Source organism: Mesorhizobium helmanticense, from assembly GCF_003034915.1.
In the GTDB taxonomy this organism is placed as follows: Bacteria; Pseudomonadota; Alphaproteobacteria; order Rhizobiales; family Rhizobiaceae; genus Mesorhizobium; species Mesorhizobium helmanticense.
This window is the reverse complement of sequence record NZ_PZJX01000052.1, coordinates 99426-121428: the sequence shown is the minus strand read 5'-3', so window position 1 is coordinate 121428 and position 22003 is coordinate 99426. Positions and strand designations below refer to the sequence as shown.

Below are 22003 nucleotides of genomic sequence, written 5' to 3'. Positions count from 1 at the left end.
TGCAACGACAAGGCAGTCAGGCGTAGCCTGAAGCTACCTCGAACAGGATGGCGTGGCGCGCGGCGAGTGCCGCCACGTCCGTCGCATAGCCACCGCCAATGACGCCGCACACCGGGATATCGAGCGCCCGGAAATGGCGGATCACCATGTCGTCGCGGGCGCGTAGGCCCTCGTTCGACAGCGACAGCCTGCCCAGCCGGTCCTCGGCATGGACATCGACTCCGGCATTGTAGAAGACGATGTCCCAGCGCGCCCTGGCGGACAATTCCGGCAGGAGGCTGTTCAGCCGTTCGAGATAGGCCGCATCGCCAGTGCCGTCGGGCAGGGCGACATCGAGGTGGGAGGCGATCTTGCGCACCGGGTAGTTGCGCTCGCCATGCATGGAAAAGGTGAATGCGCCTGGCTCGTCGCCCAGAATGTCAGCCGTGCCGTCGCCTTGATGCACGTCGAGATCGACGATCAGGATGTTTTGGGCGGCACCTTCGGCAAGCAGCACCAGCGAGGCGACGGCGACATCGTTGAAGGTGCAGAAGCCGGCGCCTTGCGCGCGCCGCGCGTGATGGCTGCCGCCGGCGGTGTTGCAGGCGATGCCGTTCAGCAATGCCAGCCGCGCCGCCAGCACCGTGCCGCCGGTTGCGAGCTGTGCCCTCAGCGAAACGCGCGGTCCGACCGGAAAGCCGATCTCGCGCTCGATTTTTGCAGGCACTTCGCAGGCCAGCACCTGGTCGACATAGGAGGCGGCATGGGCAAGCTTCAGCCATGACCCCGGCGCTGCGTCCGGCACGTTGAGCGCGGCAGGCTCGGCCAATCCACGCGCGCTCAGGGCTTCCATCAGCAGCGGATACTTGCTCATCGGGAACCGGTGGTTGACGGCGAAGCCGGCGTCATAGTCGGGGTGATGGACGATCTGCAGCGGCATGATGTAAGGCAGCCTGCGCCAGCTCTGGAATTCGGTTGGCCGCCATTGGTTGGCGATTGCGCGGCATCGCGAAACTGGGGCACATCGGCTGTTTGATCAAGCCGCAATCAGCAAGGCAGCAATCCTTGGACAAGGGTGCCAACCAAGCCACCGTCAGAACCTTCGTCGTCACCAATCGCTCGGTGCTCGCCATCGCGGTGCCGATGACGCTTGCCTATCTGACGACGCCGCTGCTCGGCATCGTCGACACAGCGGTGATTGGCCAGTTCGGTGACGCCGCCCTTCTCGGTGGCCTCGCGGCGGGTGCGCTGATCTTCGATGTCGTCTTCACCACCTTCAATTTCCTGCGCTCCGGCACCACAGGCCTCGTCGCCCAGGCTTTCGGGCGCGGTGATGAACTGGAAGAGCAGGCAGTGTTCTGGCGCGCCGTGCTGATTGCGATCGTCGCCGGTATCGTGTTTGCCGCGCTCGCGCCATTGGTTGCCATTGCCGGGCAATGGTTCATGGCCGCCGACCCGCGCGTCAGCGAGGCGATGGGCCTCTACATCAGGATCAGATTGCTCGCCGCGCCCTTCTCGCTGATCAACTACGCCATCCTCGGCTATGTGTGGGCCGCGGCGAGGGCGGGCTTGGACTGATGCTGCAACTGGTGCTCAACGGCATCAACATCGCGCTCTGCATTCTGCTTGGCCTGGAGCTAGGCTGGGGCGTCGCAGGCGTTGCCTGGGCGACCGTCACCGGCGAATTCGTCGCCATGCTGCTTGGTCTCGCGATCGTCATCAGGCGCTTCCGCGCAGCCCCGGCTTTGCCGCGTCATCGTCTGCTCGACATGTCTGCCTTCCTGCGCATGCTGTCGCTCAACCGCGACATCATGATCCGCTCGTTCTCGCTGCTCGCCGCTTTCGCGCTGTTCACCCGCCAGGGCGCGCAATTCGGCACGGTGATGCTGGCCGCCAACGCCGTGCTGATGAATTTCTTCCTTATCGCCGGCTATTTCCTCGATGGTTTCGCCACTGCCGCCGAGCAGCTTGCCGGCCGCGCCATCGGCGCTGGTGCCGCGACGCCCTTCCGGCAAGCGGTGCGGCTGACCCTGTTCTGGGGTTTTGGGCTGGCCGGGGCGGCGACGCTCGTGCTGTTGCTGGGCGGCGCCGATCTGGTCGCGCTGATCACGACGTCGGAGGACGTTCGCGCCGTTGCCGACATCTATCTGCCCTGGGCCGCCTTCACCGCGCTAAGCGGCGTGCTGGCGTTCCAGATGGACGGCGTCTTCATAGGAGCGACCTGGTCGCGCGACATGCGCAACATGATGCTCTTGTCCTTCCTCGTCTTCAGCGCCGCGCTGCTCACCTTGGCGCCGGCCTTCGGCAATCACGGCTTGTGGGCGGCGCTGCATGTCTTCCTGCTGGTACGCGGCTTCAGCCTGCTCGCCATTCTGCGGCTGCGGGTGCGGACTGCGTTTTAGGCGGTGTCCTCGGCATCATCGGATGCGCTTGCACTTCGGGTCGATTTGGTTAGGTTTTCCAGCAGCCTGATCGACCAATTGTTCTGGGGAAGCTTGTGCGAGGTTACCTGCCATATGTGCTGGGCGCGGCGCTGGGACTGCTCGTTGCGTTCATTGTTTCCGCAATTCTTAGCGTCGGCGGGACGCCCCAGTTGCTTCTTTTTGGTTTGTTGCCTGCCATCGGCGGCGCCATCTGCGAGCGGACCGTCAGTCGCAATTGACACTAGGCTTTTTAGCGCAGTTTAGAGTTGCTTCGACGCCCAGAAGTCGAGCCGGCTGTCACGTAGGTCGCGGATGGATTTGAGCCGCTCTTTTTCCACGAAACGGATCATTCCCGAAAGAATGCGGCCCGGCAGCGCAGGCCCGGCATAGATCATGCCGGTGTAGAGCTGGACGAGATCGGCGCCGGCGCGGATCTTTTCCAGTGCCGTCTCAGCGGCAGAGACACCGCCGACACCGATGATGGCGCGGTCCGGGCCAAGCAGTTTGCGCATCCTTGCCAGCACGATGGTCGAGCGCTCGAACAAGGGCTTTCCCGAGAGCCCGCCGGTCTCTCCGGCAACACCGGCGCTGCGCAGCGCCGGCCGCGAAATCGTGGTGTTGGAGACGATGACGCCGTCAACTGCCTTTTCGATGACCTCGGCGGCAACGTCCTCCAGCTCGGCCTCGACCAGATCAGGCGCTATCTTGAGGAAGACGGGCGGCCGCACTGCTGCTGCCGAGCGCGCTGCGATGACGCGGGACAAAAGCTCGCCGAGCTGCTCGCGCGCTTGCATATTGCGCAGGCCAGGTGTGTTCGGCGAGGAGATGTTGACCGTCAGATAGCTGGCGTAAGGCGCAAACCTGGTGACGCCGCGCTCATAATCGCTGACGCGGTCGGCGCTGTCCTTGTTGGCGCCGATGTTGACGCCGACGATGCCGGCGCGACCCCTGCGGGCGGCAAGGCGTTTTTCGGCTGCCGCATGTCCCTCATTGTTGAAGCCCAGCCGATTGATCACCGCTTCGTCCGCTGTCAGCCGGAAAATGCGCGGCTTCGGATTGCCCGCCTGCGGCAGCGGCGTGACGGTACCGACCTCGGCGAAGCCGAAACCGAGGCCAAGCAGCGCGTCCGGCACCTCGGCATTCTTGTCATAGCCGGCGGCCATGCCGAGCGGATTGGGAAAATCGATGCCGCAAAGGCTGATCTTCAGCCTGTCGTCGCGCACAGGGCGGCCGCCAACCGGCAGGCCGCATTTCAGCGCCGCTATCGAAAGCCCATGCGCGGCTTCCGGATCGAATCCGAACAGCAGCTTCTGGCCGACGCGGTCGAACAGGCTCATTCGCCCTCCAGCGCCGGGAACTGGTGCAGGCCGTCGGCGCCGAGCGGCAGGGGCCGCACCCAAAGCACGGCCTTGAGGTCGAGCGGACCGTAGAGATGCGGGAACAGCGCGCCACCGCGCGAGACCTCGTATCTCAGCGCTTCACCCAGGCGCGACGCGTCGATGGCAATCAGCAGCAGCCCGGTCTGGCCGGCAAAGTGCTTTGCCGCCGTTTCCCTGGCCTGCCCGGCGGTGGAAAAATGTATGAAGCCGTCGGCGAGATCGACCGGCGCGCCGGTGAAGCTTCGGTTTCCTTCGGCCTCGCGCCAAAGCGCTTCAGGCACTATCTTGTAGATAATCTGAGACATGGTTGCGCTATAGTCCGAACAGACCAGGCGGGGAAGGGCGCATCTTCCCCATTTCCGGCGCAAACATGTGATAGGTTGCGCCGATTGGCCCATGGAGGACAACATGCGTCTGCAACACGTCTTGATCCCGGCAGCTCTCGTCTCGCTCGTCGCGGCATCGGCCTTTTCCGAGGAAACCGATCGCTACAAGCTGGAAAAGTCGGCCAATGGCTATGTCCGTATGGACACACAGACCGGCGCGATGTCGATCTGCGAGGAACGCACCGGCCAACTCGTCTGCAAGGTGGCGGCCGACGAACGCGCCGCCTTCGAGGACGAGATCGACCGGCTGCAAGGCTCGGTGAAGGCGCTGGACGAGCGCGTGGCCAAGCTCGAGAATTCGTTGTCAGCCCGCCTCGAATCGCAACTGCCCAGCGAGGAGGATTTCAACAAGACGATGAGCTATATGGAGCGTTTCCTGCGCGGCTTCATGGGCATCGTCAAGGATATGGACAAGGACAATGGCGACGACGGCGCCAAGCTCAATTCGCAAAAGACCTGAACGCAGTTAGTTCGGGGAAAAGTCAGCGCGGGGTCTTTGCCGCTTGAAAACAGCTGACATCACCGCATAATTGTTCGACTGGTCCCGAAAAAGCGCAAAATCATCGATGGGATTCGGGGAGGAACATTTGCCGTCGGGCTACACGTTCGTCATCGCCGACGATCATCCGCTGTTCCGCGGCGCCCTTCGGGAGGCGCTGGCCGGCATCGGCAATGTCGCGGCCATTCACGAGGCCGGCGATTTCGAAAGCGCCAAGGCGCTGGTCGTGGCCAATGAGGACGTCGATCTGGTGCTGCTCGACCTGTCGATGCCGGGTGCCAGCGGCCTTTCCGGCCTGATCTCGCTGCGCGGCATTCATCCGGCGGTGCCGTTGGTGGTGGTGTCGGCGCATGACGACCCGGTGACGATCCGCCGTGCGCTCGATCTCGGCGCCTCGGGCTTCATCTCCAAATCGGCCAGCATGGAGGAGATCCGCGGCGCCGTGCAGTCGGTGTTGGCCGGCGATATCGCGGCTCCCGTCGGCATCGATCTCGGCGTCGAGCGCGATCCCGAGATCTCTGACCTGATCAAGCGCCTGCAGGCGCTGACTCCGCAGCAGACGCGCGTGCTCGGTATGCTGGCCGAAGGGCTGCTCAACAAGCAGATCGCCTACGTACTCGGCGTCTCGGAAGCAACGATCAAGGCGCATGTCTCGGCGATCCTGCAGAAGCTTGGCGTCGACAGCCGCACCCAGGCGGTGATCCAGCTCTCCAAGATCGGCAGCGACCCGCTGCAGGCGGCTGATTGACCGGCTAACTCTTACTCCGCCGCTGGCGCCAGCGGCCTGACCCTGGCCATCATCGAACGCAGCACCGCCGGTTTCAGCGGCTTGTTGACCACCGGCACGTCCAGCCTGGCGGCGGCGGCGCGAACCTCGCTGGAGCGGTCGGCGGTGACCAGCACAGCGGGCATGTCCGCGCCATGGATCGCGCGCAATCTTGCGACCACATCGAGGCCGGTCCCGCCGTCGAGATGGTAGTCGGCAAGCACGATGTCGGGCCGTCGCAGCCCCGATCCCTCGAAATCCTCCGAGCCGGAAAAAAGGTCGACGTCGCAGCCCCAGCCTTCGAGCAGCAGCCGCATGCCATCGAGAATGCGGGCGTCATTGTCGATGCAGAACACATGGAGCCCGGCAAGGGAAGCCGCGGCCCGGACTGGCGCCTTGGCCTCGACGGCTGGGCGCGGCGCCTCGACCTCCGCGACCGGCAGGATGACGGAAAAGCGCGTGCCCTTGCCCGGATTGGAGAAGATCCGGATTTCAAGGCGCAGAACGCGGGCGATGCGGTCGACGATCGAGAGGCCGAGACCCAGGCCTTCGGCCTCGCGCATGCCTTCGTCGAGCCGGGTGAATTCATGGAAGACCGTGTTCAATTTGTCGCCGGCGATGCCGATGCCGGTATCGATCACCTGGATCTCGGCCAATTCGCCGCGCCGCCTGACACCGACCAGTATGCGGCCATGGCGCGTATATTTGATGGCGTTTGACACCAGGTTCTGGATCAGGCGGCGCAACAGATTGCGGTCCGTCATCACGCCGAGCGACGACGGCATGATCGTCAGGCCGAGCTTTTTCTCCGCCGCCAGCGGCCGAAAGTCGTTGCCGATCTGGCGCAACATTCCGTCGAGGCTGAAGGCGGTATCGTCCGGCTTCATCGCACCGGCGTCGAGGCGGGAAATGTCGAGCACGGCGCCGAGGATGGTCTCGACCGATTCCAGCGAGGATTCGATGTTCATCGCGGCCTTGCCGGCCGCGCCTTTGCCGGCCTTTTCGATCAGCGAAGAGCAATAGAGCCGGGCGGCGTTCAGGGGCTGCAGGATGTCGTGGCCGGCGGCGGCAAGAAAGCGCGTCTTGCCGAGATTGGCCTCTTCGGCCAGCATCTGCGCCTGCGCCAGCTCCTCGTTGACGCGGGTCAGTTCGGCGGTGCGGTCCTTGACACGCTGTTCGAGCGATTCATTGGCGCGTTTGAGCGCCAGATCCTGCTCGACGCGTCCGGAGATGTCGGCATAGGTGGCGACGATGCCGCCGTCGGGCATCGGATTGGAACGCAATTCGAGGATGCGTCCGCTGGTCTTCAGCTCCATCTGCCACGGGCTGACGAAACTGGTCAGCCGGTTGAGCATCGCCACCCGCTGGTCCGCAGGGATGTCGCCCCGTTGGGCGAGGTGGTGCAATATGCGGTCGAGCGAGACCCCGACCTGGCCCATCTCGTCGGGCAGGTCGAACAGCGCCCGGTACTGGCGGTTCCAGCAGATCAGCCGGAAATCCCGGTCGAAGACGGTGATGCCCTGCTCCATCTGGTCGAGCGCGATCTGCAACAGGTCGCGATTGTGCTGCAGCGCTTCGGTGGCGTCGTCGAGCAGGCGGAAGGCATCCTTGGATTCGCGATCGTTGCGGCGCAAAAGCAGCGACAGGATCAACCGCGCCGACGACGAGCCGACCGCACTCGCCAAAAGCTGCTCCGAGAAGCGGATGACGTCCATGCTCGCCTGCTCGTTGCCGTGCAGCGAGGTCCCACTGCTCTTTTCGAACGACTGGAAGGAGCGTTCGGTGCGTTCGACGCCGAGGTAGCGCGCGATGGTGTCCCTGAGATCGTTGACGGTGACGGTGGTGCGGAAGCGGCGCAGGCTGGGCATCGGACCGGCATCGCGCGGCACGAAGATCGCCGCCTGGATGCGTTCCAGCGGCACCGACGCGCGCGACAGCGAGCCGAGCACGAAAAACAGCGTGTTGATCGACAGGCTCCACAAGACGCCGTGGTTCAGCGGCTCGGCGACGGTGCCGAACAGCGCCTGCGGCCGCAACGCTTCGAAACCGAGCAGGCCATGGACGACAATGCCGGTATCGGGTGCGGCGAGCGACGGCAGCAGCAGCGTATAGAACCAGACGAGGATGCCGGCGACCATGCCGAGTGCAGCCCCCCTGCCATTGGCGCCGCGCCAGACCAGCCCGCCGATCAGCGCCGGCGCGAACTGCGCAATGGCCGCAAACGACATCAGGCCGATGGAGGAGAGCCGCGCGCTGTTGGTGCTCTCGCGGTAATAGAGGAAGGCGATGAACAGCATGATGAAGATCGCGCCGCGCCGCACATTGAGGATGAGCGTCGACCAGTCCTCGTTTTGCGAGGTCGTGGTCTTGAGCAGGCGGCGCACGAACAGCGGGATGATGAGGTCGTTGGAGATCATGATCGACAGCGCCACGCTTTCGACGATCACCATCGCGGTCGCCGCCGACAGGCCGCCGATGAAGGCTGCCATGGCCAGCACATCGTGGCCGTTGAGCAATGGCAGCGACAAGACGTAGAGATCGCTGCTGGTCCTCGTGCCGACCAGCGACAGGCCGGCCAGCGCGATCGGCAGCACGAACAGGTTGATCGCCACCAGATAGAGCGGAAACACCCATGTCGCGGTGCGCAGCTCGGCCTCGCTGCGGTTCTCGACGATGGTGACATAGAACTGACGCGGCAGCATGATGATGGCGAAGCCGCTGAGGCCGGTCAGTACCAGCCAGGTGGCGAGCGAGGTGTTGTAGTTCATCGCTTGGCGCACCTGCTCATTCTGCGCGAGCTTGTCGATCATGTCGCCCGGGCCGCCAAAGATCAGGAAGGTCACCATCAGGCCGATCGCCAGGAAGGCGGCAAGCTTGACCACCGTTTCGACCGCAACCGCCAGCACCAGCCCGTCCTGATGCTCGGTGGCGTCGGCGTGGCGTGTGCCGAAAAGCACCGCAAACAGCGCCAGGAGCATGGCGACGACCAGCGAGATGTCGCTGACGAAGGGATCGAACGAGGGCGGCGAGCCGGTATAGTGCTCGACCATCAGGCTGACCGAGCCGGAAATCGCCTTCAGTTGCAGCGCGATGTAAGGCACCGCGCCGATCGTTGCGATCAGCGTGGCGATCGCGGCGACCGCAAAGCTCTTGCCGTAGCGGGCGCCGAGGAAATCGGCGATCGAGGTGATCTTCTCGGTCTTGGCCAGCCTGACGATGCGTCGCAGCAGCGGAAAGCCGAACACGAAGACCAGCACCGGACCGGTATAGATGCCGAGGAATTCGAGGCCGCGTTCGGAGGAAAGGCCGACCGAGCCGAAAAACGTCCAGGATGTGCAGTAGATCGCCAGGCTGAGCGCATAGATGAAGGGCCGGGCCCGGTCGGGCCTGGACATCGTCGAGCGCCGGTCGCCAACGCTGGCGATGGCGAAGAGCAACGTCACATAGGCGATCGCGATGATGACGATGAACCAGCCCTGCACGGCCCAGAAATCCTCCCTCGCCGGTTTTCCTCCGGCCTATCGAGAGGCAATCACAGCTTGAGGGGCAAGTCCATCACCGCTTTCGGTGCATGATATCTGCGGCTTCGGGCACAACCTGGCCGGTGGAAACCGGTCTTTTGCCTATGTTGCAACCGCAGGTTTTTGTTATGGTGCCCGCAGGTCGGCGCCGGACGGATCGGGTGAAGGCGGCAGTTCGGCCGGTCATGGCAAGGAGGGTCGAATGCTGAAGGAATTCCAGGAATTCATTTCCCGGGGCAATGTGATGGACCTGGCCGTCGGCGTCATCATCGGCGCTGCTTTCGGCAAGATCGTCGATTCGCTGGTCAACGACATCATCATGCCGATCCTCGGCGCCATTTTGGGCGGTCTGGACTTCAACAACTATTTCTTCGGCCTCTCCTCTGCTGTCAACGCAACGTCGCTGGCTGATGCCAAGAAACAGGGCGCCGTCTTCGCCTATGGCAGCTTCATCACCGTGGTGCTGAACTTCGTCATCCTCGCCTTCATCATCTTCCTGATGGTCAAGGCGGTGAACAATCTGCGCAGGCGGCTGGAGAAGGAAAAACCAGCTACCCCGGCCGCGCCGCCGGCCGATGTCGCCCTGCTCACCGAAATTCGCGATCTGCTCGCCAGGAAATAGCGCCGGGCGGATTTCTGGACCAAAACCCTGACCGCCCGCGGCCGGGGTTTCTGTTTCGGCTGTTGCAAAACACATTAGAGCGACGTGCGTCCACTTGGACGCACGAAGTACGCTCTAACACTTGAATCTAGGCATCGTGCTTTCCGAAAATTCGGTTCCGATTTTCGGGCCGATGCGCTAGCAGTCCAGAAGCGAAACCGGATCCATCCATGACCTTGATCGAGACCCTGCGCGCGGAAGCTCGCGCCGCGCCCGAAAGCGGCATCGTCGCCGTCATCAACTACGGCCGCCTGCGCGAGGGGATGATCCCGCTCTGGGCCGGTGAGGGTGATCTGCCGACGCCCGCATTCATTACCGATGCCGCGTCAAGGGCGCTGGCCGGAGGCGAGACATTCTACACCTGGCAAAAGGGCATCCCTGACCTCAGGCAGGCGCTTGCCCGCTACTATGCCAGGCATTTCGGCAAGACTTTCTCCGAAGAAGAATTCATCGTCACGGGGTCCGGCATGCATGCTATCCAGCTGGCGCTCGACGCGCTCGCCGGCGCCGGCGACGAAATTGTCTATCTGTCGCCGGCCTGGCCGAATTTCGAGGCTGCCGCGGCAATATCGGGCGCCGTTCCCGTTGCGGTTACGCTCGATCATTCCGGCAATGGCTGGTCCTGCGACGTCGAGAAAATCGCCGCCGCGATCACGCCGCGCACAAAGGCGCTGTTCATCAACACGCCGTCGAACCCAACCGGCTGGACAGCCGATCGTGAGACCTTGCGGGCGATCCTCGATCTCGCCCGCGCCAGGAACCTTTGGATCATCGCGGACGAGATCTATTCGCTGTTCCACTATGGTCATGGTCGCGCCCCGTCCTTCCTCGACATCGCCACGGGGGAGGACCGCATCCTGTTCGTTAACAGCTTCTCCAAGAACTGGGCGATGACCGGCTGGCGCGTCGGCTGGATCAAGACGCATCCCGCGCTGCAGCAGGTGTTCGAGAACCTGATCCAGTATTCGACCTCGGGCGTTGCCCAGTTCATGCAGCGCGGCGCGATCGCTGCGCTCGACGAGGGCGACGCCTTCATTGCCGAACAGGTGGAGCGGGCGCGGGCAGCGCGCGATCTGGTCTGCGACATCCTTGGTGCAACCGGCAAGGCCCGGTTCACCGTGCCGCAGGGCGCGTTCTACCTGTTCTTCACTGTCGACGGCATCACGGATTCACGCACTGCCGCCTTCGACATCGTCGACAAGGCCAATGTCGGCCTGGCGCCCGGCACCGCCTTCGGCCCCGGTGGCGAAGCCTTCCTTAGGCTGTGCTTCCACCGCCGCCTCGATCAGCTCGAGGAGGCGGCGCACCGATTGGCAAGGTGGATGAAGACTGTCTGAGCTGTCTGAAGTCCGGGCAGGGTTTCTGGCGGGCCTCACCCGCCTGACTTGGGCACCAGCAAGGGGATGATGCGGTCGCTCTTGGCAACGGCCGGCCGGCCGGCCGAAGCATAGGGAATGCCGAGCGCGTCCCAGGTCTCGACCAGGGCGTCCTGCAATTCGGCTATCAGCGCGTCGGAATGGAACGGCGTCGGTGTGATGCGCAGCCGCTCGGTGCCGCGCGGCACGGTCGGGTAGTTGATCGGCTGGATGTAGATGCCGTGCACACCAAGCAGGCGGTCGCTGGCCATCTTGCAGAGTTCGGGATCGCCGACCAGCACAGGCACGATGTGGGTGGGTGATTCCATCACAGGCAGGCCTGCGGCGGCAAGAATCTCCTTGGTCCGGGACGCCTGGCGCTGCTGCGCGTCACGCTCGGCCTGCGAGCGCTTCAGGTGCCGGATCGAGGTGGTGGCGGCGGCGGCGACTGCCGGCGGCAGCGCCGTGGTAAAGATGAAACCCGGCGCATAGGAGCGCACGGCATCGATCACAGCACTTGGGCCGGTGATATAGCCGCCGAGCGTGCCGAACGCCTTGGCCAGTGTCCCTTCGATGATGTCGATGCGGTCGGCCAGGCCTTCGCGCTCGGTGATGCCGCCGCCGCGCGGGCCGTACATGCCGACGGCATGGACCTCGTCGATATACGTCATGGCATTGTAGCGCTCGGCGAGATCGACGATCTGCTCGATCGGCGCGATATCGCCATCCATCGAATAGACGCTTTCGAAGACGATCAGCTTGGCCCGTTCGCGGCCAGCGGCCTGCAGCAGGCTTTCGAGATGCGCGACATCGTTGTGGCGGAAGATCTTCTTCTCCGCGCCCGAGCGCCGCACACCCTCGATCATCGAGGCGTGGTTCAGCTCGTCCGAAAGCACCAGGCAATTGGGCAGGAGCTTTGCGATGGTCGAGATCGACGCTTCGTTGGAGACGAAGCCGGAGGTGAACACCAATGCGGCTTCCTTGTCGTGCAGGTCGGCAAGTTCCAGTTCGAGCGCGACCAGCGGGTTGCTGGTGCCGGAAATGTTGCGGGTGCCGCCGGCGCCCGAACCCATCTTGCCGGCCGCGTTCTGGAACGCGGCGATGACATCGGGATGCTGGCCCATGCCGAGATAGTCGTTGGAGCACCAGACGGTGATTTCCTGGGCGCGGCCGTTGGCGCGCCAGATAGCGCGCGGGAATTTCCCCACGATGCGCTCGAGGTCGGCGAAGACGCGATAGCGCCGCTCCGCATGGAGCTGGTCGATCGCTTCCTCGAAGAACCGCTGGTAGTTCATGTCGGCTTCCCAATTTTTGCGCGGGATCATAGTCACTGCCTCATTCGGCGTCCACCGGACCTTTTTGGTCAAAATGCCACGCCCCAAGCCTGTTCCTAACGACCATGGATCGTGGCCTATTCCCTTGATGTGGATCAACTTTGTTTCGGTATCATGCCGCGGGCCGGAGCAACTGTTACCGACTTAACATGCAGGGTTTTAATGGCCATGCCGCAGGCTTTCCAGTAAGGCGCTTGTTGAGACAGTTTCCGATAAATCAGATGGTGTGAGGATACGGATGACGGTTTTGGTGACAGGCGGTGCCGGCTATATCGGCAGCCACATGGTCTGGGAGCTTCTGGATGCGGGCGAAAGCGTTGTCGTTCTCGACCGGCTCTCGACCGGTTTCGAATGGGCGGTGGCGCCCGAGGCGAAGCTGGTCGTCGGCGATGTCGCCGACAAGGAATTGGTCGGCTCCATCATCCGCGACAACCAGGTCGACGCGATCATCCATTTTGCCGGCTCGATCGTGGTTCCCGAATCAGTCGCCGACCCGCTTGGCTATTACGAGAACAACACCTGCAAGACGCGCACGCTGATCGAGACCGCGGTGCGCGAAGGCGTGCCCCATTTCATCTTTTCCTCGACCGCCGCCGTCTATGGCGGCGCCGGGCTGGAGCCCGTGCGCGAGGATGGCCGCCTGGCGCCGGAATCACCTTACGGCTTGTCCAAGCTGATGAGCGAATGGATGCTGCGCGACGCGGCAACCGCCTACGGCCTGCGCTATACGGCACTGCGCTACTTCAACGTCGCAGGCGCCGATCCCAAGGGCCGCACCGGCCAGTCGACGCCGGGCGCTACGCACCTGATCAAGGTCGCCTGCGAGACGGCGCTCGGCAAGCGCCCTTTCATGCAGGTGTTCGGCACCGATTATCCGACGCCGGACGGCACCTGCATGCGCGACTATATCCATGTCAGCGACCTGGCGGCGGCACATCGGCTGGCGCTCGAGCGGCTGCGCGCCGGCGGCACCAGCCTCGTCGCCAATTGCGGCTACAGCCACGGCTATTCGGTGCTTGAAGTCATCGACAGCGTGCGGCGCGTCTTTGGCCGTGATTTCGATGTGCGGATGGGCGAGCGTCGCCCGGGCGACGCCGCGGCGGTGGTCGCCAATTCGGACCTGGCGCGCCGCGAACTCGGCTGGACGCCGCAGCGCGACGATCTCGACCTGATCGTCGCCGATGCGCTGGCCTGGGAGCGCATCCTGACCGGCAAGAATTCGGCGCGGGCCTGATCCACCGGTTCTTCGGCCGTGGGCTCGAAAGCTGGCCGTGGACGCGCTATGAATGGGCTTCGCGGCGGAGCGTGGAGGCGCTGCACCGCGTCGTTGAGCCTTGGGGGATGGCATGAAGATCCTGGTGCTGGGGGCCGGCGTGGTCGGCACGGCGGCCGCCTATTACCTGGCCAGCGACGGCCACGACGTCACCGTCATCGAGCGCCATCAGGCGGCGGCGGGCGGCACCAGCCAGTCGAATGCCGGGCTGGTATCGCCGGGCGATGCCACCGCCTGGGCTTCGCCCGCCGCGCTGAAGACCTTCCTGCGCGCGCTCTACAACCACGATCTCGGCATCAAGGTGCGGCTGCGCTTCGATCCCTATTTTTTCGCCTGGAGCCTGCGCTTCCTCAGGCAGTGCACGCAGGCGCGGCTGCGCGCAAACAGTCAGGTCAAGCTGCGCTTGGCGCTCTATTCCCGCGATTGCATCAACGCCATCTCTGCGGATACCGGTATCCACTATGACGAGCGCAAGAAGGGCATTCTTTATTTCTTCCGATCGCAGCAGAGCCTCGATACCGGCACCGACAATTATCGCTATCTCGCCGAGCATGGCCTGCCGATCGAGATCGTCGGCCGCGACCGGCTGGTCGAGCTCGAACCCGGCCTTGCCGGAGCCAGGGACAAGATCGCCGGCGGCGTCTATTCGCCGATCGACCAGACTGGCGATTCCAGCCAGTTCACCCAGAACCTTGCTGCTCATGCCGCCGAAAAACTCGGCGTGAAGTTTCTCTACGGCACGACGGTCGAAGGTCTCGACATCGAGGGCGACCGCGTGCGCGCGGTGATGACGTCTGCTGGCCCTGTCGCCTGCGATGCCGTGGTGATCTCGATGGGGCCGGAAAGTGGCCTGCTCGGCCGCCGCTACGGCATCGACCTGCCAGTCTATCCCGTGAAGGGCTACACCGCGACCATCCCGCTGGACGACGAAAGCAAGGGACCGACCATGGGCGGCGCCGACGAGGACCAGTTGATCGCCTATTCCAGGCTCGGTAATCGTCTGAGGCTCGCCTCCACCGCCGAGTTCACCGGCTTCGACCGCACGCACAGACCGAGCGATTTCGCCGCCATGTTCAGGACCGGCAATGATCTGTTCCCAGGCGCCTTCGACGAGAAGAAGGCCGTGCTTTGGGCCGGCCTGCGGCCAATGATGCCGAACTCCGTGCCGGTCATCGGCCAGGCGCGCTACAGGAACCTCTATCTCGACACCGGCCATGGCCATGTCGGCTGGACCATGGCCTGCGGTTCGGGAAAGTTCCTGGCCGATATGGTCGCCGGCCGCAAGCCGGAGATCGATCCGCAAGGGCTGCTGTACAGGAACTAGGCAATGTCGGGACCGCAAGTCGCCATCGACCTTGGCCGCATCGAGCGCAATGCGCGCACGATCGTCGAGCGCTGCGCGCTGTCGGGCATCAAGGTCTTCGGCGTCACCAAGGGCACATGCGGCATGCCGCAAGTGGCGCGCGCCATGCTGCGCGGCGGCGTCGCCGGCATCGCCGAATCGCGCTTCGAAAACATCCGAAGGCTGCGCGACAGCGGCATCAACGCGCCGATCATGCTGCTGCGCAGCCCGCCGATGGCGCGTGTCGAGGAGGTGGTGCGCACCGTCGACATCAGCCTGCAATCCGAACTCGCCACCATCCGCGAGATATCGCGCATCGCCGAGCGCATGGGCCGCGTCCACGACATCATGCTGATGATCGACCTCGGCGACCTCAGGGAAGGCATCTGGCCGAACGATCTCGTGCCGACGGTCGAGCAGATCCTGGCGCTCAAGGGCGTGCGCATCGCTGGCATCGGCACCAATCTCGGCTGCTTCGGCGCCATCATGCCGACGGAGGAAAATCTCGGGCAGCTTGTCGCCCACGCCTACAAGACCGAACGCCTGTCCGGCGCCAGGCTCGACTGGATCTCGGGCGGAGCTTCGTCGTCGCTGACATTGCTGCTCGAAGGCAGGCTGCCCGCCGGCATCAACAACCTGCGTGTCGGCGAGGCGATCCTGCAGGGCGGCGTCGAAACCTTTCGCGACACACCTTGGGACGAACTCGAGCCCGATGCCTGCCGCCTGACCAGCGACATCATCGAGGTCAAGCTGAAGCCATCGCGCCCGATCGGCCAGTCCGGCTACGACGCTTTCGGCAACCAGCCGGTGTTTCCCGACGAGGGCGACAGGCTGCGGCCATCGCCAATATCGGCCGCGAGGACGTGCTGGTCGAGGGGCTGACGCCGATCGCCAAGGGCGTGCGCGTGCTCGGCGCTTCCAGCGACCATCTGCTGCTCGACGTGCATGACGCCGATCCGCCGCTCGCCGTTGGCGACCGCGTGGCCTTTCGCATGAGCTACGGCGCCATGCTGCTGGCCATGACCTCGGAATATGTCGAGAAGGCGCCGATGCACGATGTCGAGGATTTTTCCGGCCGCAAGATGGTGTCGATATCGGCGGAGCCCGCGGCAGCCGGCATCCTCGCCCGGGAAGCGACCGGCGCGCGGCTGGAGGCGATGAATTTCGACGTCGTCGAACTGGCCGATATCGAGAGGCCGCCGTCCGGCCTGATCCGGCTGACCGCCGGCGGCGATCGCCGCATTGCCCACAAGGCGCTGGCGGCGACGGCGCGGGCAACCCACTCGTTTGGCCTGATCTGGATCGATTCCATCGCAGCCCTGATGCCCGAAGGCGAAGACAGCATCGAACTGCCGGAACGCTCAGTGCTGGCGCGCGCTCTTGGTCTCGATCACAAGCCCGGCGCCTTTCAGCCGCAGCTTTCGCCGGAAAATGTCGTCATCGTCGGCCTGCGCCATGCCGATCCGGCGGAAGTGCGGGTGCTGAAGGATTCGCGCGTTTCGGCCTTCACCATGACCGATATCGACGCCATGGGCATGCGCGACTTGATGCATGAGGCGATCCGCATCGCCACCTCTGGCACGCAAGGCTTTCATGTCAGCTATTCGCCTGATGTGACCGAATTCGCCGGCTGGGCGGCAGGGTCCGGCGGCCTCACCGTGCGCGAAACGCATCAGGCGATGGAGGCGATCGCGCTGTCCGGTAGGCTGCTGTCGATGGATGTGTCCGGGCTGACGGCCGATCTCGATCCGCGGATCGCCAAAGACACCGTCAGCTTCGTCATGTCGGCTTTCGGCAAGCGGATTCTCTAATGCAAGTCGCGCAAAAGTGCGCAGCGGTTTTGCGACAACGACATGCATAAAAACAAGAGCTAGCTTGCATCGACAGCTGCCCGCCAGGCGCGAACATAGTCGGCCCAAGCCGGGCCGTCAGGTGGTTCGGTCCTTTCGCCCTTGCTCCCGACCGCGCCGTGATCCGATGCCAGCAAGGCGGCGCCGATGCTGGTGCCGGTTGCGGCTTCGGACGCAATGACGGCGCGTGCCGTGGCGGCCGCCAGCATTCGGGTGAAAAGCCGGTTGCGGGCAAAGGGGCCCTCGACGATTGTCGGTCCACCGGCACCGATCAGGTCGAGGCAGGTCGCCGTCATCAACGCCAGATAGAACGAGATGGCGGTGAAGCGCTGACCGTTGGTCATGTCTTCGGCGGCGAGCCACTGGGCGGCGTGGCGTGGATAAGGCCCCGAGCCCTGCTGGGTCGACGGCAGCAGCAACGTCTTGCGTGCCAGCACGGCCGCGACATCGGCGTCGCTCCAGTCCTGCGGCTTGCCGTCGGTCAGCAGGGAGAACTCGCGCCCGCCCATGAAGCGCGCCGAAGGCACGGGATCGCCGAGCGCATTGACATTGACCAGCGTGTCGCGCGCCGCATCGAGCACGACCTTGGCACAGCCGACCGCCATCGACACCACCCAGGTTCCGGTCGAGACGACCGAGAAGGGCGGTAGGTCGGCGATGAGATGCGGCAGCAGCGAGGCGTTGGAATCGTGCAGGCCGCAAAATACCGGCGTTTGCGGGTCGAGCCCGGTTTGTCTGGCGAGAGCGGGAAGGATCGGGCCGAGGCGGTCTCTCGCCGGCCGCACCGGCGCCATCTGACGGCGCCAGTCCATCTTGTCGACCAGTGACGAAAAATCGGCTTGCCAAGGGTTCCACAGATCGGTGTGGCAGCCGAGCGAGGTCACCTCGTTGGCAGCGACGCCGGTCAGCCGCAAGGCCCAGTATTGCGGGTACATCAGGATCGCGGCTCGGGCGAATTCGGCCGGGAACAGCTTCTGCTGCCAGAAGAGCTGCGCGCCAATGTTGAGGCCGACCGGCAGGCGCGGCGTGCCCGTCTCGGCAAAGGGCGGACGCATCGCGTCATAATCTTGGGCGAGTGCGTCAGGCCCGGCGAATTCATAATCGAGCACTGGCAGCGCCAAGCCGCCTTCGGCCTCGACCAGAACCGCCGTCGCCCCATGCGTGGTGATCGATATGGCGTCGATGCGCTGCTCACGATGGATCGCGGCGAGGCTGTCGAGGATGAAAGCCCACAGGGCCTCGACATCATGATGCGGGTAGGGACCATCAGCGGAAGCCGCATTGGCCACACGGCGCAGCGCCACTTCGCTTGATGTGGCGAGATCGACCAGCGCCACTTTGGCGTTGGTCTTGCCGATATCGATGACGGCGATGTGGCGAAGTCCAGTCATTCCATATGGAACATGGTTTCCAGCGGCACCGCCACCGGCTCGTTGTCGGCCTTGGTTTCCATGACGTCCGCCATGTGCGCCCACCAGCGCTGCATCACCGGATGCTTCGGCAAATCGTTCATGCCATGGCTGTCGCTGCGCCACAGCACGCCGAAGAGAATGTTGGTCTCTTCGTCGAGATGGATCGAATAATCGGAAACGCCGGCCTGTTTGAGCAGTTCGACCAGCGACGGCCAGATCTCGTCGTGGCGCTTCCTGTATTCGGCCTTCATGCCGGGATCGAGCATCATCTTGAACGCGTATTTCTCAGGCATCAGCGTCCCCCGCGCAGCCGCCGCCAGAGGATCGGCAATGCGATGACGATGATCAGCAGCAGGCCGATGAAGATCGACATGACGATACCGGGCACGTTGAGCAGCCCCAGGCCAAAAGTGACCAGCCCCATGATGAAGGCGGCAAGCACGACACCCAGGATACTGCCGGCGCCGCCCAGAATGCTGACGCCGCCGAGCACCACCATGGTGATGGCTTCCAGCTCGTAGCCTTGCGCGATCGAAGGCCGCGTCGAGCCGAGCCGCGAGGTGATCAGCACCGAGGCGATGCCCGACATCAGCCCGGTCAGGCAAAACAGGATGAACTTGATGCGGTCGACGCGCACGCCGGAGAATTGCGCCGCGATAGAGTTGTTGCCGATGGCAAAGACGCGACGGCCGAAGCTCGTCCGGTGCAGCACGAACCAGTAGATGATGGCCGCGACGGCGAACAACACCAGTTCGAACGACACCACCCACCAGACATAGCCCTGGCCGAAGAAGGCGAAGCTTGCGGGATAACCCTTGTAGGCCTGGTCGCCGAGAATGATGAAAGCAATGCCGCGAAACAGGCTCATCGTGCCGATGGTGACGACGATCGATGGCAGTCCGAGCCTTGTGACCAACAGGCCGTTGAAGGCGCCGCAGCCGAGCCCGACGAGGATGCCGATCGCCACCAGCACCGGCGTGCCGGCGCCAGCCTGCACCGCCATGCCCATCATGGTCGAGGCGAGCGCGATGATGGCGGCGACCGACAGGTCGATCTCGCCGGAAATGATCAGCAGCGCCATGGCGAAGGCAATCAGCGCCTTTTCCGTGAAGTTGAAGGTCAAGTCAGACAACGACCACGGGTCGAGGAAATAGGGCGAGGCGAAGCTGTTGATGGCGAAAATCGCGATCGCGACCACGACCAGCAGCGCCTCCCACGAGAAGATCGCCGAAGAGAGCGGCTTGTCCAGCCGATCCGGTATGTGGCGCGGGGCAGGGGTGTCGGTCATGCCGTTTCGGCCTTCTTCAGGATGATACGGCCCTGCCGGCGTTCGCCGCGCGCATTGAGCACCACCGCCAGGATGATGGCACTGCCCGAGATCGCCATCTGCCAGAAGGGCGAGATGTTGATGACCGGCAGCGCATTGGAGATGATACCGAGGAACAGCGCGCCGAGCACCGCGCCGCCGACCGAGCCGATGCCGCCGGCAATCGAGATGCCGCCGATGACGCAGGCGGCGATGATGTTGAGCTCATAGCCGTTCGCGACCTCGACGGAAGCGATCACATAGCGCGAGATCCAGAGATAGCCGGCGAGCCCGCCGATCATGCCGGAGATGCAGAAGACGACGAACTTGGTGCGGCCGACATCGATGCCGGCATAGACCGACGCGGTCGGGTTGACGCCGATGGCGTAGATCGAGCGGCCGAGCGCCGTGCGCGTCATCAACAGGAAGAACAGCGCGATGACCAGCAGGGCGATCCATGACAGAACCGGAATGCCGAGGAACGCTGCACGTTGAAAACCGATGAAGTCAGGGCTCATCTGGTCGGCATTGACCCAGGCGCCGCCAGAGATGACGAAAGTCGCGCCGCGATAGATGGTGAGCGTGCCCAGCGTCACCACGATCGAGGGGATGTTCAGCCGCCACACCAAAAAACCGTTGATGGCGCCGAGCACCAGCCCGACGAGCAGTGCCACGACGATCAGCAGCGGGATCGGGATGGCCGGAAGTGCTGCGTTCAGCATCGCCACCACCATGCCGGTGAAACAGAGGTTGGACGCCATCGACAGGTCGATGGAGCGGGTCAGGATCACCACCATCTGCCCCAGCGCCAGGATCATCAGAATCGAGGTGTCGTTGAACACCTGGCGCAGATTGGCCGGGTCGGCAAAACCCGGGAAGCGCGTCGAGATCAGCCCGATCAGCACGGCGATGGCCGCCAGCAGCCAGATTTCGCGGTATTTGAGAAAAGCCTTCATGCCGCGATCCCCGCAGCCGTCCTGACCAGCGTCTCGGCGTCGAGCTCCTTGTTGTCATAGACAGAGGCGATGCGGCCCTCGCGCATGACGACGACGCGGTCCGACATGCCGAGAATTTCGGGCAGTTCGGACGACACCATGATCACCGAAAGGCCTTGCGCGACAAGCTCGGCCATGAAGCCGTGCACGGCGGCCTTGGAGCCGATATCGATGCCCTTGGTCGGCTCGTCGAGGATGATCACCTTTGGCGCGGTCGCCAGCCATTTGGCGATGACGATCTTCTGCTGATTGCCGCCCGACAGCGTGCCGACATCCTGGCTGAGCGAGGACGCACGCAGGTCGAGCCGCTCGGTGAAGGCGCGGGCCAGCGCGAATTCTTCCGCCAGCCGCAATATGCCCGATTTGGATGTGCGCGTGAGCGAGGGCAGCGAGACATTCTGGAAGATCGGCAGGCCGATCACCACGCCCTGCTTGCCGCGCTCCTCCGGTACATAGACGATTCCGGCCTCGATCGAATCCGCCGCCGATTTCGGCGCGATCGGTTTGCCCTCCAGCGTGATGGTGCCCTTGGCTGTGCGGGTAATGCCCGATATCGCCTGCATCACCTCGCTGCGACCGGCGCCGACAAGGCCGTAAAAGCCGAGGATTTCGCCCCTGTGCAATTCGAAGCCGATGTCATCGAATTCGGTCGGATGCGACAGGCCGGAGACAGTCAGCACCGTCGCACCGATTGCTGCCTGGCGCTGCGGAAAGATGTGGTCGACGGAACGGCCGACCATCATGCGCACGATCTGGCTCTGGCCGGCGTCCTTGATCATGCCTTCGCCAACCATCTCGCCGTCGCGGAACACCGTGTAACGGTCGGCGATGCGATAGATCTCGTCGAACTTGTGGCTGATGAACAGGATCGCCTTGCCTTCGCTCTTGAGGAATTCGATCAGCAGGAAAAGTTCCTCGATCTCCTTCATCGACAGCGCTGCCGTCGGCTCGTCCATGATGACGATGCGGGCGTCGATCGACATGGCGCGCGCAACCGCCACGAGGTGCTTGTTGGCGATGCCGAGATCCTTGAGCCGTGCGTCGGCGTCGATATGGCCGGCGCCCATCGTGTCCAGCACTTCCTTGGCGTTCTTGCGCATGGTTCGCCAGTCGATGGTCTTGAAGCGTGTGCGCGGCGCATGGCCGAGGAAGATGTTTTCGGCGACCGAAAGATCGTCGAACAACACGGTTTCCTGATGGATGGCGGTGATGCCATGGCCAAAGGCGGCATGTGCGCTGGGCAGCGTGACGGCCTGGCCGTCGATGCTGATCGCGCCGGCGTCGGGCTGGTAGATGCCGGTCATGATCTTGACCAGCGTCGACTTGCCTGCGCCGTTCTCGCCGATCAGTGCGGTCACCTGGCCGGGATAAAGCGACAGGCTGACATCGTGCAGCGCGCGCACGCCGGGAAAGCTCTTGGAGATGCCGGACAGCGTCAGGCGTGGGGTGGAGGCTTGAGGCCTTTCCCTCACCGTGCTGTGCTGGGCTGTCGTGTCCATAATCGTATCAAGCCCTGAAACAA

The 22003-nt window shown here is 64.0% G+C and carries 18 protein-coding genes and 1 pseudogene; 9 read left to right on the top strand and 10 right to left on the bottom strand.

Annotation, left to right across the window (positions count from 1 at the left end; genetic code table 11):
• Positions 1 to 16: 16 nt before the first annotated feature.
• Positions 17 to 919: a histone deacetylase family protein gene (locus tag C9427_RS28015; protein WP_107652278.1), complete on the bottom strand. Its 903-nt coding sequence runs from the start codon at positions 917 to 919 to the stop codon at positions 17 to 19.
• 125 nt (positions 920 to 1044) lie between these two features.
• On the opposite strand from C9427_RS28015, the pseudogene C9427_RS28010 reads away from it, so the two are divergent.
• A pseudogene (locus tag C9427_RS28010) lies at positions 1045 to 2381 on the top strand (MATE family efflux transporter).
• Between the two features lie 281 nt (positions 2382 to 2662).
• Here the strand turns inward: C9427_RS28010 and C9427_RS28005 are convergent.
• Both C9427_RS28005 and C9427_RS28000 read right to left on the bottom strand, forming a co-directional pair.
• Positions 2663 to 3739, bottom strand: coding sequence for a quinone-dependent dihydroorotate dehydrogenase (locus tag C9427_RS28005; protein WP_107652277.1), 1077 nt, complete (start codon positions 3737 to 3739; stop codon positions 2663 to 2665).
• Positions 3736 to 4086: a DUF952 domain-containing protein gene (locus C9427_RS28000; RefSeq protein ID WP_107652276.1), complete on the bottom strand. Its 351-nt coding sequence runs from the start codon at positions 4084 to 4086 to the stop codon at positions 3736 to 3738. The genes C9427_RS28005 and C9427_RS28000 overlap by 4 nt, the downstream gene beginning before the upstream one ends.
• 103 nt (positions 4087 to 4189) lie before the next feature.
• On the opposite strand from C9427_RS28000, the gene C9427_RS27995 reads away from it, so the two are divergent.
• Both C9427_RS27995 and C9427_RS27990 read left to right on the top strand, forming a co-directional pair.
• Complete coding sequence (locus C9427_RS27995; protein ID WP_107652328.1) at positions 4190 to 4627, top strand: hypothetical protein; 438 nt, start codon at positions 4190 to 4192, stop codon at positions 4625 to 4627.
• 127 nt (positions 4628 to 4754) lie between these two features.
• A complete protein-coding gene (locus C9427_RS27990; protein ID WP_097572930.1) occupies positions 4755 to 5414 on the top strand; it encodes a response regulator transcription factor in 660 nt (219 codons plus the stop codon).
• Positions 5415 to 5425: 11 nt separating this feature from the next.
• Here the strand turns inward: C9427_RS27990 and C9427_RS27985 are convergent, their stop codons facing one another.
• Positions 5426 to 8914 carry a PAS domain-containing hybrid sensor histidine kinase/response regulator gene (locus tag C9427_RS27985; protein ID WP_107652275.1) on the bottom strand — a complete coding sequence of 1163 codons (3489 nt, stop codon included), beginning with the start codon at positions 8912 to 8914 and terminating at the stop codon, positions 5426 to 5428.
• A gap of 241 nt (positions 8915 to 9155) precedes the next feature.
• On the opposite strand from C9427_RS27985, the gene mscL reads away from it, so the two are divergent.
• Positions 9156 to 9575, top strand: a complete 420-nt coding sequence (mscL, locus tag C9427_RS27980; RefSeq protein ID WP_107652327.1) for a large conductance mechanosensitive channel protein MscL — start codon at positions 9156 to 9158, stop codon at positions 9573 to 9575.
• A 209-nt stretch (positions 9576 to 9784) separates the two neighbouring features.
• Positions 9785 to 10951, top strand: coding sequence for a pyridoxal phosphate-dependent aminotransferase (locus tag C9427_RS27975; RefSeq protein ID WP_107652274.1), 1167 nt, complete (start codon positions 9785 to 9787; stop codon positions 10949 to 10951).
• 35 nt (positions 10952 to 10986) lie between these two features.
• Here C9427_RS27975 and hemA read toward each other — a convergent pair whose 3' ends face one another.
• The gene (gene hemA, locus C9427_RS27970; protein ID WP_107652326.1) at positions 10987 to 12264 is read right to left on the bottom strand and encodes a 5-aminolevulinate synthase; all 1278 of its coding nucleotides are present in this window, start codon (positions 12262 to 12264) and stop codon (positions 10987 to 10989) included.
• Between the two features lie 277 nt (positions 12265 to 12541).
• Here hemA and galE point away from each other — a divergent pair, with 277 nt between their 5' ends.
• From galE to C9427_RS34960, 4 genes are all read left to right on the top strand, one after another.
• Entirely contained in the window at positions 12542 to 13537 is a 996-nt protein-coding gene (gene galE / locus C9427_RS27965) for a UDP-glucose 4-epimerase GalE (RefSeq protein ID WP_107652273.1), read from the top strand.
• Between the two features lie 112 nt (positions 13538 to 13649).
• Positions 13650 to 14900 (top strand): D-amino acid dehydrogenase, encoded by a 1251-nt coding sequence (locus tag C9427_RS27960; protein ID WP_107652272.1) that lies wholly within the window; start codon positions 13650 to 13652, stop codon positions 14898 to 14900.
• 3 nt (positions 14901 to 14903) lie between these two features.
• Positions 14904 to 15800 (top strand): alanine/ornithine racemase family PLP-dependent enzyme, encoded by an 897-nt coding sequence (locus tag C9427_RS34965; protein ID WP_245437192.1) that lies wholly within the window; start codon positions 14904 to 14906, stop codon positions 15798 to 15800.
• Positions 15782 to 16729 carry an arginase family protein gene (locus C9427_RS34960; protein ID WP_245437191.1) on the top strand — a complete coding sequence of 316 codons (948 nt, stop codon included), beginning with the start codon at positions 15782 to 15784 and terminating at the stop codon, positions 16727 to 16729. Before C9427_RS34965 ends, C9427_RS34960 begins: the two co-directional genes overlap by 19 nt.
• A gap of 59 nt (positions 16730 to 16788) precedes the next feature.
• On the opposite strand, the gene C9427_RS27950 is transcribed toward C9427_RS34960, so the two are convergent.
• From C9427_RS27950 to C9427_RS27930, 5 genes are read right to left on the bottom strand one after another with little or no spacing between them, the layout of a single operon-like run.
• Complete coding sequence (locus C9427_RS27950; protein WP_107652271.1) at positions 16789 to 18159, bottom strand: FGGY-family carbohydrate kinase; 1371 nt, start codon at positions 18157 to 18159, stop codon at positions 16789 to 16791.
• Entirely contained in the window at positions 18156 to 18473 is a 318-nt protein-coding gene (gene rhaM, locus C9427_RS27945) for an L-rhamnose mutarotase (RefSeq protein WP_107652270.1), read from the bottom strand. Before rhaM ends, C9427_RS27950 begins: the two co-directional genes overlap by 4 nt.
• The gene (locus C9427_RS27940) at positions 18473 to 19468 is read right to left on the bottom strand and encodes an ABC transporter permease (protein ID WP_107652269.1); all 996 of its coding nucleotides are present in this window, start codon (positions 19466 to 19468) and stop codon (positions 18473 to 18475) included. Before C9427_RS27940 ends, rhaM begins: the two co-directional genes overlap by 1 nt.
• Positions 19465 to 20442 (bottom strand): ABC transporter permease, encoded by a 978-nt coding sequence (locus C9427_RS27935; protein ID WP_107652268.1) that lies wholly within the window; start codon positions 20440 to 20442, stop codon positions 19465 to 19467. Before C9427_RS27935 ends, C9427_RS27940 begins: the two co-directional genes overlap by 4 nt.
• Positions 20439 to 21980, bottom strand: a complete 1542-nt coding sequence (locus tag C9427_RS27930; protein WP_107652267.1) for a sugar ABC transporter ATP-binding protein — start codon at positions 21978 to 21980, stop codon at positions 20439 to 20441. The genes C9427_RS27935 and C9427_RS27930 overlap by 4 nt, the downstream gene beginning before the upstream one ends.
• Positions 21981 to 22003: the final 23 nt, after the last annotated feature.

Excerpts from the sequence above, each read along its gene's own strand:
- C9427_RS27940 (WP_107652269.1), bottom strand. The coding sequence starts at position 19,468 with ATGACCGACACCCCTGCCCCGCGCCACATACCGGATCGGCTGGACAAG.
- C9427_RS27950 (WP_107652271.1), bottom strand. The coding sequence starts at position 18,159 with ATGACTGGACTTCGCCACATCGCCGTCATCGATATCGGCAAGACCAAC.
- C9427_RS28005 (WP_107652277.1), bottom strand. The coding sequence starts at position 3,739 with ATGAGCCTGTTCGACCGCGTCGGCCAGAAGCTGCTGTTCGGATTCGAT.
- C9427_RS28015 (WP_107652278.1), bottom strand. The coding sequence starts at position 919 with ATGCCGCTGCAGATCGTCCATCACCCCGACTATGACGCCGGCTTCGCC.
- galE (WP_107652273.1), top strand. The coding sequence starts at position 12,542 with ATGACGGTTTTGGTGACAGGCGGTGCCGGCTATATCGGCAGCCACATG.
- C9427_RS27975 (WP_107652274.1), top strand. The coding sequence starts at position 9,785 with ATGACCTTGATCGAGACCCTGCGCGCGGAAGCTCGCGCCGCGCCCGAA.
- mscL (WP_107652327.1), top strand. The coding sequence starts at position 9,156 with ATGCTGAAGGAATTCCAGGAATTCATTTCCCGGGGCAATGTGATGGAC.
- C9427_RS27960 (WP_107652272.1), top strand. The coding sequence starts at position 13,650 with ATGAAGATCCTGGTGCTGGGGGCCGGCGTGGTCGGCACGGCGGCCGCC.
- C9427_RS27995 (WP_107652328.1), top strand. The coding sequence starts at position 4,190 with ATGCGTCTGCAACACGTCTTGATCCCGGCAGCTCTCGTCTCGCTCGTC.
- hemA (WP_107652326.1), bottom strand. The coding sequence starts at position 12,264 with ATGAACTACCAGCGGTTCTTCGAGGAAGCGATCGACCAGCTCCATGCG.
- C9427_RS34965 (WP_245437192.1), top strand. The coding sequence starts at position 14,904 with ATGTCGGGACCGCAAGTCGCCATCGACCTTGGCCGCATCGAGCGCAAT.
- rhaM (WP_107652270.1), bottom strand. The coding sequence starts at position 18,473 with ATGCCTGAGAAATACGCGTTCAAGATGATGCTCGATCCCGGCATGAAG.
- C9427_RS28000 (WP_107652276.1), bottom strand. The coding sequence starts at position 4,086 with ATGTCTCAGATTATCTACAAGATAGTGCCTGAAGCGCTTTGGCGCGAG.
- C9427_RS27935 (WP_107652268.1), bottom strand. The coding sequence starts at position 20,442 with ATGAAGGCTTTTCTCAAATACCGCGAAATCTGGCTGCTGGCGGCCATC.
- C9427_RS27930 (WP_107652267.1), bottom strand. The coding sequence starts at position 21,980 with ATGGACACGACAGCCCAGCACAGCACGGTGAGGGAAAGGCCTCAAGCC.